This window comes from Psychromonas sp. MME1 (genome assembly GCF_041080865.1).
Lineage (GTDB): Bacteria > Pseudomonadota > Gammaproteobacteria > Enterobacterales > Psychromonadaceae > Psychromonas.
In genome coordinates this window covers 233114-247747 of the sequence record NZ_CP160906.1, presented here as the reverse complement: position 1 = coordinate 247747, position 14634 = coordinate 233114, and the positions used below count along the sequence as shown (strand labels likewise).

The following is a 14634-nucleotide window of genomic DNA, read 5'->3' as shown; positions in this document are numbered from 1 at the left end:
TTTCAATTCAGGTGATAATTTAGTATCTTAAAATTGCTCATCGACTACATTTTTGATGATTTTTTGTTGCTATTTTAAGAAGGCTTTTAGATAAAATAAAAGGCTGATAGTAGCCACTATCGCTGTATAAGTGATAACAATAAAAGCGTAACGATTAACTTTATAAAATGCACTATTTAGACACTGACCAGAAGGTATTTTATTGCTATTATAACAAGTTAGAGTTAACCACGCATTACCCCTATTTTTCCAGTGGAATTAAATTGTTATGAACGATTATTTTTTACTTTTTTTTGGCACAGTGTTAGTTAATAACTTTGTTTTAGTAAAGTTTCTTGGCTTATGCCCTTTTATGGGTGTCTCAAATAAAGTTGAAACTGCCGTTGGCATGTCCTTTGCGACGACCTTTGTTTTAACATTAACAGCAGCATTGTCCTATGTCGTCAATACTTATTTACTGATACCACTCGACTTACTCTATCTACAAACGTTAAGCTTCATATTAGTGATCGCAGTGATTGTGCAATTTACAGAAATGGTAATGCATAAAACTAGCCCAACGCTATACCGTTTATTAGGCATATTTTTGCCCTTAATCACCACCAACTGCGCTATTTTAGGTCTCGCGTTACTAAACATAAATGAGCAACACAATTTTGTGCAATCCATTATTTATGGTTTTAGTGCTGGGGTTGGTTTCTCCTTGGTCTTGGTGCTATTTTCATCCATGCGCGAGCGCCTCGCTGCGGCCGATGTTCCTTTACCTTTTAAGGGCGCATCGATAGCAATGATCACCGCAGGGTTAATGTCACTTGCCTTTATGGGCTTTACAGGCCTAATTAAGTAATAGAGAAAGATATAATGATAACAAACATTGCTATCGCTATTTTGTCATTGGGGGTACTCGGAGCCATTTTTGGCGTGCTACTGGGATATTCATCATTACGATTTAAAGTTAAAGAAGATCCTATCGTTGAAGAACTCGATGCCATCTTACCACAAACACAGTGTGGCCAATGTGGTTATCCCGGTTGTAAACCCTATGCGCAAGCCATCGCAAATGGCGATGATATTAATAAGTGCCCCCCGGGCGGTGATGCTGTTATGCGTCAACTTGCTGCGCGTATGGGCGTTGAACCGAAAGAGTTAGAAGGTGAAGAAAAACCGAAATTGGTTGCCTTTATTCGTGAAGATGAATGCATTGGTTGCACGAAATGTATTCAAGCTTGCCCTGTCGATGCCATTTTAGGCGCAACTCGGCAGATGCATACCGTGATCAGCGATGAATGTACAGGCTGTGAACTCTGCGTTGCTCCCTGTCCAACTGATTGTATTGATATGATTCCAATTGCTTTAACTACACAAAATTGGCAATGGGATCTCAACCGTATTCCAACTAAAAACAGTATTGAGTCTTAGTATGTCAATAATGCCTATCAATCTACTTAGCGACGATCAACTCGCACTAATTTCCTCTGGCAAACAGTGGTCATTTCATGGGGGGATTCATCCTCAAGAAAATAAACAACAAAGTAACCAAACTGCCATTGAAGATGCGGGTATTCCTCCCTTTTTAATCATTGCCGTTGAGCATAAGGGCCACACTCCTGAGTTATTAGTAAAAGTTGGCGATCCGGTTTTAAAGGGGCAACCATTAACCAAAGTCTATGGCGCAATGGTGACACAACATGCCTCTAGCTCAGGAACCGTGCATGCAATAGAAAAACGTACTGATTTACATCCATCGGGACTCCCCGTTTCTCAGTGGTGATCGCCACCGATGGTTTAGATAGGCATGTAAATTATGAGAGATGTGAGGATTACCAAGCACAAGCCAATGTCCAACTCATTGAAAAAATTTATCAAGCTGGCATTGTGGGTTTAGGTGGCGCGGGTTTTCCAACGCATTTAAAACTGTTTCATAAAGAAGGTATCAAACTGCTTATTATTAACGCAGTCGAATGTGAGCCTTATATCACCGCAGATGATCGACTAATGCAAGAGCATAGTGACGAGATCATCAAGGGGATACAAATATTACAGCATATACTCAAACCAACACTGACCGTTATCGCCATTGAAGATAATAAACCACAAGCAACATTGGCATTAAATGAAGCAGTGCAAAAAGTCGCAGTTGAACAAGAAAGTAACATAATCATTCGGACCATTGCGACACGCTATCCTTCAGGCAGTGAAAAACAGCTAATCGAAATTATTACCGGTCAACAAACGCCCCATGATAAGCACCCGACTGACCTTGGCATTGTCATGCAAAACGTTGGCACCGTGTTTGCGATTAAAGAGGCAATCATTGATGGTAAACCACTTATTTCCCGTATTGTCACCTTAACCGGCGATGCATTTTCTCAAAAAGGCAATTTGAGTGTCCGCATCGGTACCCCTATCCAATATTTACTCGATAGAAATAAATTTGATGAGAAACAGGCAGAACAATTAATTATTGGCGGGCCGATGATGGGCTTTTCGATTAGCCATAGCAACATTCCCGTCAGCAAAATATGTAACTGCATTCTTGCAGCAACGACAAAAGAGCTTCCTGCTCCACCGCCAGAGCGAGCCTGTATTCGCTGTGGGGAATGTGCACAAGTCTGCCCAGTTCAACTATTACCACAGCAACTTTTTTGGTACGCAAAGAGCAAAGATCATGGCAATTTAGCGGAATATAACCTGTCAGCCTGTATCGAGTGTGGTGCCTGCGCCTTTGTTTGCCCAAGCAATATTCCCTTAGTGGAATATTATCGCGTCGCCAAAGCTGAAATAAAAACGGCAAAAGAGGAAGCACAAAAATCAGAAAAAGCCCGTCTACGTTTTGAAAAACGCGCGGCACGATTAGAGCAAGAAAAAAGAGATCGCCAAGCAAAACACAAAGAAGCGGCGCAGAAACGTCAACAGCAACTTAAACAGCAAAATGGTGGGGAAGACCTTATCGCAGCTGCATTGGCTCGCGCTAAAGCGAAAAAAGAAGCAAGCAACGAAGGCACTGAAGCGCCAACAGGCGATACCCGCAAAGATGCCGTGGCAGCGGCTGTAGCCCGTGCGAAAGCGAAAAAAGAAGCGAGTAACGAAGGCTCCGCAACACCAACAATCGATACCCGCAAAGATGCCGTGGCAACGGCTGTAGCCCGTGCGAAAGCGAAAAAAGAAGCGAGTAACGAAGGCTCCGCAACACCAACAATCGATACCCGCAAAGATGCCGTGGCAGCGGCTGTAGCCCGTGCGAAAGCGAAAAAAGCAGCGAGTAACGAAGGCTCCTCAACACCAACAAGCGATACCCGAAAAGATGCCGTGGCAGCGGCTGTCGCCCGCGCTAAAGCAAAAAAAGCGGCGAATGTGGAGGCCGCTTCCCAAGATCGTAATAACAGCGCAGTTGATGAACAGCAAATCATTGCTCAAAACCAAGCGGCAATCACTGCACGTCAACAACGTAAAGAGCAAGCTCGTTTAAAAAAACAACAAAAACAAGCGGAACAATCGGACCAGAATATGGAGCCAGCAATAGCACCAGCATCGTCCGATGAGCAAGAGAGCCACGCAGAAAAAACGCCCGATGATAGTCGTAAAGCAAAAATCGCAGCCGCTATTGCTCGTGCAAAAGCGAAAAAAGCCGCAGCAGAGGATCTTTAGAGATGGCATTTATTAATTCCAGTTCACCACACCAACGTATTCGCCGTAGCACCTCGCAAATAATGGGGTTAGTCACCTTATGTTTATTACCCGGCATAGCCACGCAAAGCTATCTCTTTGGTATAGGTAACCTATTGCAAATAGCCTTAGCCTGTTTAGTGGCATTGCTAAGTGAAGCATTCGTATTAAAGCTCCGCAAACGCGCTATTATTCATACCCTAAAGGATGGCAGTGCCTTGGTCACCGCCATTTTAATTGCCATTTCCATTCCGCCTTTAGCACCTTGGTGGATAGTCGTTATCGGCACCCTATTTGCGATAATTTTTGTCAAACAGCTATATGGGGGGCTAGGTAATAACCTATTTAATCCTGCGATGGCAGCTTACGTGCTGTTACTTATCTCATTTCCCGTGCAGATGACATCTTGGATCCCAGTACAATCGCTACATCCATTTACGTTAAGCTTTATGGATCAAATAAACACCTTTATTAGCGGGTTTACACTCGATGGCTATTCCGTCAAACAACTTAGCATTAGTGTTGATGGTTTAACCATGGCAACCCCCCTTGATACCGCGCGCACAGCACTCAACTCAGGGCATACCATCACTGAATTACTGCATAGCGCCGAGTATAAACACGCCTCATGGCAAGCGATTCAATGGGTTAATGTGGCCTTTTTAGTAGGTGGATTAATCATGCTCAGCAAACGTGTGATCCATTGGCATATCCCAATCAGTTTTCTAGCGGGTATATGCGTATTTTCATTTATCGCCTTTGCTTATAATCCGGATCTTAACATATCCCCCATGTACCATCTTTTTTCAGGTGCCACCATGCTCGGCGCTTTCTTTATCTTGACCGATCCAGTCACGGCATCCACCACCGCAAAGGGGCGAGTTTTATATGCCCTGCTAATTGCGCTAATTGTCGTTGTTATCCGTAATATCGGGGGCTACCCCGATGCCGTTGCCTTTGCCGTTTTACTGGGTAATATGTGTGTCCCACTCATCGACTATTACACACAACCCAAAGCCTATGGGAGAGTTCGCTAATGATTCCAACTATCACTCGTAACGGTTTTTTATTAGCGGCGTTTGCCATCGTTTGTACAGCATGCGTTGCCATTGTAAATGCCTTTACTACCCCGATTATTGCGGTTCAGGAGCAAAAAGCATTGATCAAAATCATTAACCAAATCATCCCTGAAAGCAGCTACAATAACGATGTATTCAGCACTTGTTTTAACGTCAGTGATGATTTACTAGGTGCAGGCGAGCAGCAGCAGGTATTTATTGCCAAAAAAAATAACGTGCCCGTCGCAGCCATCTTAGAGACCACCACCTTCCGTGGTTATTCAGGTGAAATCAAATTAGTCCTCGGTGTTTATACTAATGGCAAAGTCGCGGGTGTACGCGTTATTCGCCACTCAGAAACCCCCGGACTTGGCGACAAAATTCAAACTAACAAATCCAAATGGATCTATTCCTTTGATGACACGATCTACACTCCTAGCGACGATAAGCAGTGGGAAGTAAGCAAAAATGGCGGTAACTTTGATGCCTTTACAGGTGCATCGATCACCCCCAGAGCCGTTGTCTTAGCGGTCAAGGATGCCTTGATCTACTTCGATAAAAACAAAGTCAATTTGTTAAATCAACCAGCAAACTGTGGAGCATAATAATGAGTGAACCGTTAACATCCCCTGCCGACACAGAAAGCAACGCAGCCGCAAACACAGCCCCCAGCTACAAAGAGCTGATGCTACAAGGTTTATGGAAGAACAATCCCGGTATCGTGCAATTATTAGGGCTCTGTCCACTACTGGCAGTAACCAATACCGCAACTAACGCCTTAGGTTTAGCGCTTGCAACACTGTGCGTCTTAGTGGCATCAAACAGCTTGATCTCCTTGATCCGTGCGCATGTTCCGAAAGCGATCCGAATTCCGATTTTTGTCATGATCATTGCCTCCCTAGTCACCTGTGTGCAATTACTAATGAATGCCTTTACCTATGAACTCTATTTATCTTTGGGTATTTTTATCCCATTAATCGTCACCAACTGCATCATCATTGGCCGCGCCGAATCCTTCGCCTCGAAAAATAGCGTAAAACATGCCGCCTTTGATGGTTTAATGATGGGATTAGGTTTTGCAGCCGTTTTGCTACTATTAGGTGCGAGCCGTGAACTGCTCGCTCAGGGGACACTCTTTGATGGTATTGAAACACTGCTTGGCGAGTGGGCTACCTTTATGACACTTCAGGTTTATCATAGCGATAGCCATTTTTTACTGGCCGCTTTACCACCGGGTGCCTTTATGATCATGGGGTTAATTATTGCGCTGAAAAATTTTATCGATAAATAAGTATTATAAATGAACAAAATAAAACGCCTAGAAATATTAACACGCCTGCGAGATGCCAATCCGCATCCAAAAACAGAGCTCAATTACAGCTCGCCCTTTGAATTATTGATCGCGGTTATCTTATCAGCACAGGCAACCGATGTTAGCGTCAATAAAGCCACGGATAAACTCTACCCCGTCGCCAATACCCCTGAAGCGATTGCCGCATTAGGGGTCGATGGGCTGAAAAACTACATTAAAACCATTGGCCTATTTAACAGTAAAGCAACCAATGTTATTAAAGCCTGTGAAATGTTAATAGCACTGCATAACAGTGAAGTACCCGAAAATCGCGAAGCTCTAGAAGCGCTACCCGGTGTCGGACGAAAGACCGCCAACGTAGTACTCAATACCGCCTTTGGCTGGCCCACCATTGCCGTTGATACCCATATTTTCCGCGTTAGCAATCGCACTAAGCTGGCGATGGGACAAAATGTCGACCAAGTTGAAGAAAAACTACTAAAGGTCATTCCTAGAGAGTTTAAAGTGGACGTACACCACTGGCTAATACTACATGGGCGCTATACCTGCATTGCGCGTAAACCGCGTTGTAGTTCTTGCCTGATAGAAGATTTATGCGAATACAAAGATAAAACAGAAGAGTAAAAAATAACTCCCCTGCCACATCGCATTAAGCGATGAAATATGGTTGTAAGGTCGAGGATTAGGGGCTGTACTTCAATCCGCATAGTGCGAGTATCATGCCTATCTCAAATCAAAAATTGAAGAGTTGAACCTGACTGTTTTGCTTATTGTGGGCAGCCTATACTATACCCATGTTACTAGACATCACTTAATTTAAGCTTCTTTGAGGATTTTATAACCTTTACTATTTAGCCAAATTTCGGCATCGGCTTCTGTTTTAAAAAACCCACTCTTAGTAGTAGGAAGCGCCGTTTGTAACTCTCTTAAAATATGCTCTTGGATAACTTGAGAGCAAACAACGGCTTCGTGCATTTGGTTGTTTTTTGCACACCAGTGATTAGTATCCAAAATGGGTCCCCATACTTCCGGACCACCTAATCCCCACTGCGTTAAGTCAATTAAGCAGGCCCAGGGGTTATCCGTAATTGTTGATGCAATTTGCATAAATTCCTTGCACATATTTTCAGAGGTTTCTCTATTCCAACTCGATATAAAACGGACAATAATCACTTGCTCATATAGCTCAATTTTATAACTTCCATGCTCTTTCATCATTTACCCTTTTCGATACAAAAACATCTTCTTAAATAACCCCAAAGACAATTTGCCACCTCAGCCTTATACAAAAGGAAAGCGCTATATATAAAAAGAGACCTCTATCACTTTCTTTCTGAAGCCTAATATCAATTACAATAATAGGCTAATCTATTTTTGTTTAAAATAATTTATTTTTTCATTAAATTTTTCGTGAAGAGAATAACCATTTACGAAAAACCCACGTTGAACCAAACTCTTTCTCTATAAGATTTATTTAATGGTACAACTGTAAGTTAACGGGATCATGCCCTGACCGTACTGCGCGTATCAGCCCAAAATAATATCAAAATTAAAGATCAAGCTCTGACCGTTTACATGGACAAACAATATCGCAATATGAACTTACTGATTATACTAGCCACTACTACCAAGCAGCAGGCCGTGAGAATATTAGTTTGCCTGAATATTTTAATCAGCTGAAATCCAAAAATAGTAATTAGATGCAAAGCCCGTTAGTCATCCCAATAGGGGGTATCACCATAAAATTGACTGGCAAAATCAATAAAACTACGTACTTTCCCTGCTAGAAAAGTTCTGTTGGCATAAAGCGCATAAAGTGCCAAAGGTGGGGGTTCGTAACCGATTAATATCTGTTGTAATTTACCCTCTGCCATTGCTTCACCTGTAATAAAAGTAGGTTGTATGATGAAGCCTCCCCCATAAATAGCGGCATTGACTAAGAAATCCCCATTATTGGTCACTATCTTCTCTTTTAATCTCAGTTTCTTATATTCAATATCAAATTTAGAAAAGATCATATCTTGGTCTGAACCACTGTATTTTAGGTAGCTATGTCCCTGAAGTTCCGCTGCCGTATTCGGTGTGCCATTTTTTGCGAGGTATTCTGGAGGGGCACTGATTGTTAATAGACCAGAAATATTTTGGTGTAGGTTAGTTAATGCCCCCTCCATCTCTTCAATATCATCTAAAATTTGTTGGCAACGGTGGTAATACTCCATCCCCGCTTCAGTTAAGCTGACTTTACGTGTCGTTCTATTTAATAAGCGAATATGTAATTTACTTTCTGAACTAATACACTTTATGAGTGCTCCGGCTGCCGCTGAATTCATGGGTCATATAGATGCTTCAACAATGAATATGAAGCGCTACTCAAAATAAAGCTTCTGTATAAGCACATTGGTTGCATTTACAAACCATGTGCTTAATTAATACAGTTTTGTCTAAATTGCAGTGACAAGTATGACGTTAAACAATCTATTTTTTATCATACTTATATACTGCAATTAAATTATCTCCTGCTACTTTTTAACGTATAAATTGTGTATCTAAATGCGCTTTATATCGCGCTACGTCGCCCTCGATGCTTGGGTTTTTAATAACATCATTGCTCATAAAAGTTTCAAGCGGTGACATGCCTAAAAATTGATGTGCTTTATGCATTGCCATATAAACACCATCGACACCAGCACCTTCAAAAAACTGCTTAGGATCAGTAAATGATTCTGCGGGCGCATTCCAAGTAACTGAAAGCATATACTCTTTCCCCTGTAGTAAACCACCAGAGCCATATTTGTGATCACTGTTTTTACGTGTTCTGCCATCACTTTGGTACAAACGACCATGCCCATTAGTGAATACTTCGTCGATATATTTTTTTACAATCCACGGAGCCCCCATCCACCATGCGGGTGTTTGTTGAATAACAGTATCTGCCCAAACCCACTTTTGTATTTCCTCTTCAATATCATAACCATCTTCAATTGTCGTTATTTGAATATTATGACCTAGCTGTGAGAGATGCTGGTGTGCGGTATCTGCCATTGTTTTGTTGAGCGCACCTTTCGAGTGCTCAAAGGTTTTAGCGCCATTTATAATTAAGATGTTTTTCATTGTTATCGACCTTGTTTAAGCTTGTTATTTTCAAATTTAGGGTAAGACTGCGTATTAACATGATGCAGCTCGGATAACATTTGATGCGATCACTTTTTTATCTGTCTGTAGACTTCAGTAAAATCTAACTTAACTGATTAGGATGCGTCAAGGGGGTTAGCGTTTTACTAGCAAAAGTTAACGGGCACTGACAGCCTTTACTGTGCTTCGACTCACATTACAACTGTAAATTTGACACAATGAAATTTTTTGTCTACTAAAATGCTATAATCCTGTTCGTTTCATTCTTTCATTTTTATAATAATCAAAATAACTTCTAATATTAAATGGAATTAGCAGTTATTTAATACATGGATACAGCTAATATGTTAACAAACCTTAAAAAAACATCCATCGTTCTACTATTTGGATCTGTTTTAACAGCATGTGGTAGTGGTGGTACGTCAAGTCCTTCTGAAGTCGTTAAGGGACCTGATGCCGATAATGATGGAATCAGTGATGCACTTGATCAGTGTCCTGATACAGTTGCTGGTACAGTCGTAGATGAAACCGGTTGCGACTTTGAATATGAAGGCGACGAGATTAATGTGAATAATGCCAATCCTGCTTGGCCTTCTTTTACGACCTTTAATGATACAACGCCTGCTGGTAAAAAATGGCAAAAAGTTGAAAACTTATCCGATGAATTTGCATCTTGGGATGCATCAAAATGGCAAAAGACAACTTGGAATTATGGTAATACCCCTGTATTTATGCAGAATCAAAATTCAGGAGTGACAGCCGGTAATCTTTGGATTAAAGCTACGTTAAACGAAGAAAGTAATGACGCAATCGGAAAAACTGCTGATCAATGGTTTGAATCCTCTCGAGTGCGCTCTAAAGCTAAAATAAAGTTCCCGATGTATACAGAAAGCCGCATTAAAGTAGCAAATATTTCAGCTTACAGCACCTACTGGTTAAATAATGGTGACATTAACAATCGTGATGAGATTGACATCATTGAAATTAATCCAGCGCCAACCTATACAGGCACCCGAGGTGAATACGTATATGCGGACTACCCATGGGAAATGCATTCTCAGTATTTCATTGTGCAAGGTGGAGAAGTAAATACTGAACGTGATAAAGGTAACTCGATTAACAAGCCTGATGACAGTGACTTATCGGCTAACAATACATTACATGGCGTGCGTTGGATCGATGATTACCATGTATTTGGTATGTGGTGGAAAGATGAACACAATGTACAGTTTTACCTCAATGGCGAACCTGTTGGTAGTGTGCAAACAATCACAGCTTTCTCACTTGAACAGTCTATTATCTGGGATTTGTGGACACAGGATTCAAATTGGATTGGTGGTCTACCTGCGAAGAATGATTTATTAAATGATAATAACAATACAATGAAAGTGGACTGGATCCGTACTTGGACGTTAGTTGACGAATAAAGTTGTTACTTAAGTGTATTAGCTCAGACTATAGTGCCATTAGGGGCAGGTCTTTAATTCTGATTCCCAATGACGTTGGACTACCTTTTATATATGTTCAATGATTGACAAGGGATCTTATGAGCCGCCCTTTACGATTAGAGTTTGCTGGTGCACTTTATCACATTACTTCCCGTGGAAATGGTCGAAAAATATCTATTTTGAGAAGTGCCATTAAGGCCATCCATTAGTTAGCTCCTGTCAAACTCTTCATCACACACCTATTCTTCTCAGTATAATTGCATCGCTCCTTTTCTTACGGCTTCACAAAGCTACCTTGACTTTAAGTTGCATTGTATTTGATATTTTTCAATTGTTTGAAGTGAAACAGTAAATTTATAAATTTAGCATTGTATGATTGCCAACTTTGTTAAAACAGCTCAATTCTGCGTTGTCAGTTTTGTAAAGAAAATTACCACTTACTGTAACTAACGCATTGAATTTAGATGCTTTTTCTACACAAATTTTAGACCGCATACTTAATATATTTAGTATTATTTTTTCCATCTCCCTACATAACTATAAGGAACATAGTAATGAAGTCGACCTTTAAAAAGGCCATTCTCACAAGTAGTGTACTTTGCTGTAGCTTATTAAATGTTCAAGCTGTACAAGCAAAACCCTACGACTTTTCAAATTTTTTAAATGATATTAAACAAAAATTTGAGCAATTTTCAGCGTCTAATCCACCATTTCACTGGCATCTTCCAAAACGTAAAAGTGATGTCAGAGATGAAGTCTTTTATTTTGTCTTACCCGACCGTTTTTATAATGGTAACCCTGGTAATGACACCAGCATAGATAGCAAATTCAGCGAAGATGGTTTTGATCCAACTAACCGTAAATATTACCATGGTGGTGATTTAGACGGGGTACGTAAACAGTTAAGTTATCTTCAAGGTATGGGTATCACTTCTATTTGGTTAACGCCTGTATTTGAAAATCAACCTGTACAAGGCTCTGGTGAGACAGCTTCTGCTGGTTACCATGGTTACTGGATAACTGATTACACTAACGTGGATGCACACTTAGGTGGCAATGCAGCATTAGAACGTTTAGTAAAAGCGGCACATCGCCGTGGTATGAAAGTGTATTTAGATGTGGTGCTTAATCACACTGCTGACGTTATTGCATATGATGAATGTCATAACGCAGATGGCACACTGTTGGATGGCCTATCAAACTGCGCATACCGAACTATCGAAGAAAGCTTAACCAATGCTTACACGCCTTTCATTCCCGCAGGAAAAGAAGAATATAAAACACCGTCATGGTTGAATGATCCAAGCATGTATCATAACCAAGGTGACAGTAGCTTCTCTGGTGAAAACTCACTCAATGGCGATTTTTATGGTTTAGATGATTTGAATACGGAAGATCCTCGTGTTGTTGATGGCATGATTGAACTGAGCAAATTGTGGATTGATAAATTTAATATTGACGGTTTACGTGTAGATACAGTTAAGCACGTGGGTATGGAATTTTGGCAACAATGGTCACCTGCAGTACAAAAATATGCAGCAAGTGTCGGTAAAGAAGATTTCTTTATCTTTGGTGAAGTATTTAGTGGTAATGCCTATGAGACATCTACCTATACTACAACTGGGAAATTGCAATCGGTTCTAGATTTTGGTCTTTATTACCCAACTATGCGAGGTGTCACTCAGCCATCAAACAATACTGACTTTAGCTATATCTTTGGCCTTGATGACCTTTATACCGATGCGGATTCTGATGCAAGTACGCTAATGAACTTTGTTAGTAACCATGATGTGGGACGTATTGGTCATCATATCAATACTAGCAATCCTACTGCGACTGATGAAGAAAAATTAGCGCGTACTAAGTTAGCGCATGCCATTATGTATTTTGCTCGAGGTATTCCTGTTATTTACTTTGGCGATGAACAAGGTTTCACAGGCCAAGGTGATGGTGAAGGATCTCGTCAAGACATGATGCCAAGTTTGGTTGCGGAGTATAATGCAGACTCTTTAATTGGTACCGATGCAACAACGGCTGATAATAACTTTGACCGTCGTCATCCATTGTATAAAACCTTTAAAAACTACAGCCATATTTATAAGTATCACAAAGCATTACGTCGCGGTGTTCAAGTTGAGCGTTTTGTAGAAGAAGGTAATGGTATCTATGCGATGTCTCGAGTTGATCCAGACACTAACCGCGAATACTTGGTTGCATTTAATACAGCAACAACGGAAAAAGAGTTCACGATTGCAGGAACCAGTAAAGCATACGACTCAATATGGCCTAATCGTCCTTTGAGCTACGTAAAAACAGATTTGCAAGGTAACTTAAATGTGACTGTTCCCGCACTTGGTTTTGTTATTTATAAAGCTAGAACGGCAATGCCTGTCGTTGAAGAAAAACTGCAACTTAGCTTTGCTTCACCAATTAACGGCGCAATTGTTAATGGTCAAGTTGAGTTAAAAGTAACGGTTAGCAGTGACGTTGAACAAGTTTTACCTTTATACGATGTGAGTTTTGAAGTCAAAGTTGACGATGGCGAGTGGACTTCTTTAGGAACTGATAAAAACCCTGATTACCGTGTATTTTGGGACAGCAGCAACATTGAATATGGAACGACTGCAGAAGTTCGCGCAACAGCCACCAATAAAGCAGGTCAAAGTGTTTCAATTGTGCAATCATTAACTATTGATACAGTAGAAGGCTTAACTTTATTCTTCAAGAAGCCTGCTAATTGGACTGAAGCTAGCGCATATTGGTATGACTCTTCTATCGCAGCACCTGCTTGGCCTGGTTTACCAATGCTAGCCGCTGGGGATGATTGGTACCGTGTCGCATTACCTGAAGGTGTTTCTTCTGCAACTGTTATCTTTAATAACGGTGGCAATGGTGCTCAAACAGATAGTCTGCCTCGCAATAGCGATGGTTGTTATGACTACGACAATGCTAGCTGGTCAGATAACTGCGCAGCTCCAATGACGGTTTATTTCCAGAAACCAGAGGCATGGGCTGATGATATCCATGTACATCACTGGGGAGAATCAAATACAGATTGGCCTGGCAATGCAGCTGAAAACCGTGGTGAAGGTTGGTTTGCATATACGTTCCCAGCGGGAATTAACGCAAGTGACTTAATCTTCAATGATAATAACGGCAACCAGACTGCTAACCTTTATCGTGAAGGCGCTGGTTGTTTTGTTGCTGATAGTTGGATCGACTACTGTGAGGTACCAACGGGTGTTGAATCTGATAATGGTCCACTTGCTGAACTTGTCTTTCTTCGTGGCGGCATGAATGGTTGGGGAGCGATTGATCAATTTGAGTATTTAGGTAATGGTACTTATGAAGTCATTATGCTTATTAACAATGAAACTGGCGCACCAGTAACACATGAGTTTAAAGTAGCTGATAGCGCTTGGAGTGCGGGCACTAACTTTGGTGGTAATGGTGATGCAATTGTATGGGGAGAAGCTTTTCCTTTATATGACGGTAGCTCAAATAACTTCAGTTTAACCGTTGCGACAACGGGTTACTTCAAATTTAGCATTGATGCTAATAATGAAGAGTCTGTTCCTCTGATGACAATTACACCACTCGGCCCTTATCAAGTTCCTTTATACGTTCGTGGCGGTATGAATGGTTGGGGAACAGATAATCCATTAACTTATCAAGAAGATGGTAGCTACCAGTTTAGCTTAACGCAAGGGGCTTTATTAACTGAGCCACTATTAACGGTTACTTACTAATCGTTAAGTAAAGATATTAAATAAGAAGGTTAATTGATGAAGCCCAATCGTTATTAAACCGATTGGGCTTTTTTATTTAATGATAAAAAGCCCGAAGGGGGATTAAAAGCAAAAGACAGTCATGACTTCAAATTGAATTCACTCAATGTTCAAAGAGATAATGGAACAAACACCAACTCATTACAGAAATCATAATGAAAAAACGAATCAATGAGATCGTTTGTAATACTATTTAGAAGTGTCAAATTGCTAAAAATAGGTTACTCACA

General features: G+C 40.9%; 13 protein-coding genes. 10 read left to right on the top strand and 3 right to left on the bottom strand.

The window, feature by feature from the left end:
- Positions 1 to 268 precede the first annotated feature (268 nt).
- From rsxA to nth, 8 genes are read left to right on the top strand one after another with little or no spacing between them, the layout of a single operon-like run.
- Positions 269 to 847, top strand: coding sequence for an electron transport complex subunit RsxA (gene rsxA / locus AB2N10_RS01100; RefSeq protein WP_354624719.1), 579 nt, complete (start codon positions 269 to 271; stop codon positions 845 to 847).
- 14 nt (positions 848 to 861) lie between these two features.
- A complete protein-coding gene (gene rsxB, locus AB2N10_RS01095; protein WP_354624718.1) occupies positions 862 to 1419 on the top strand; it encodes an electron transport complex subunit RsxB in 558 nt (185 codons plus the stop codon).
- A gap of 1 nt (position 1420) precedes the next feature.
- A complete protein-coding gene (locus tag AB2N10_RS01090) occupies positions 1421 to 1771 on the top strand; it encodes a hypothetical protein (protein ID WP_369434194.1) in 351 nt (116 codons plus the stop codon).
- Positions 1765 to 3648 carry an electron transport complex subunit RsxC gene (gene rsxC / locus AB2N10_RS01085; protein WP_369434193.1) on the top strand — a complete coding sequence of 628 codons (1884 nt, stop codon included), beginning with the start codon at positions 1765 to 1767 and terminating at the stop codon, positions 3646 to 3648. Before AB2N10_RS01090 ends, rsxC begins: the two co-directional genes overlap by 7 nt.
- A 2-nt stretch (positions 3649 to 3650) precedes the next feature.
- On the top strand, positions 3651 to 4703 hold the full coding sequence (gene rsxD / locus AB2N10_RS01080; RefSeq protein WP_354624716.1) for an electron transport complex subunit RsxD: 1053 nt from the start codon (positions 3651 to 3653) through the stop codon (positions 4701 to 4703).
- Positions 4703 to 5329 (top strand): electron transport complex subunit RsxG, encoded by a 627-nt coding sequence (gene rsxG / locus AB2N10_RS01075; RefSeq protein WP_354624715.1) that lies wholly within the window; start codon positions 4703 to 4705, stop codon positions 5327 to 5329. Before rsxD ends, rsxG begins: the two co-directional genes overlap by 1 nt.
- 2 nt (positions 5330 to 5331) lie before the next feature.
- Entirely contained in the window at positions 5332 to 6015 is a 684-nt protein-coding gene (locus AB2N10_RS01070) for an electron transport complex subunit E (RefSeq protein ID WP_354624714.1), read from the top strand.
- 9 nt (positions 6016 to 6024) lie between these two features.
- A complete protein-coding gene (nth, locus tag AB2N10_RS01065; RefSeq protein ID WP_354624713.1) occupies positions 6025 to 6660 on the top strand; it encodes an endonuclease III in 636 nt (211 codons plus the stop codon).
- A 192-nt stretch (positions 6661 to 6852) separates the two neighbouring features.
- Here the strand turns inward: nth and AB2N10_RS01060 are convergent, their stop codons facing one another.
- The 3 genes from AB2N10_RS01060 to AB2N10_RS01050 all read right to left on the bottom strand — a co-directional run bounded on the left by AB2N10_RS01060 (position 6853) and on the right by AB2N10_RS01050 (position 9147).
- Complete coding sequence (locus AB2N10_RS01060; RefSeq protein WP_369434192.1) at positions 6853 to 7254, bottom strand: hypothetical protein; 402 nt, start codon at positions 7252 to 7254, stop codon at positions 6853 to 6855.
- A gap of 494 nt (positions 7255 to 7748) precedes the next feature.
- Complete coding sequence (locus AB2N10_RS01055) at positions 7749 to 8366, bottom strand: LysR substrate-binding domain-containing protein (RefSeq protein ID WP_369434191.1); 618 nt, start codon at positions 8364 to 8366, stop codon at positions 7749 to 7751.
- A gap of 196 nt (positions 8367 to 8562) precedes the next feature.
- A complete protein-coding gene (locus tag AB2N10_RS01050; RefSeq protein ID WP_354624709.1) occupies positions 8563 to 9147 on the bottom strand; it encodes an NAD(P)H-dependent oxidoreductase in 585 nt (194 codons plus the stop codon).
- A 365-nt stretch (positions 9148 to 9512) separates the two neighbouring features.
- Here AB2N10_RS01050 and AB2N10_RS01045 point away from each other — a divergent pair, with 365 nt between their 5' ends.
- Both AB2N10_RS01045 and AB2N10_RS01040 read left to right on the top strand, forming a co-directional pair.
- Positions 9513 to 10595: a beta-agarase gene (locus AB2N10_RS01045; RefSeq protein WP_369434190.1), complete on the top strand. Its 1083-nt coding sequence runs from the start codon at positions 9513 to 9515 to the stop codon at positions 10593 to 10595.
- Between the two features lie 575 nt (positions 10596 to 11170).
- Positions 11171 to 14365, top strand: a complete 3195-nt coding sequence (locus AB2N10_RS01040; protein ID WP_354624707.1) for an alpha-amylase family glycosyl hydrolase — start codon at positions 11171 to 11173, stop codon at positions 14363 to 14365.
- Positions 14366 to 14634 lie beyond the last annotated feature (269 nt).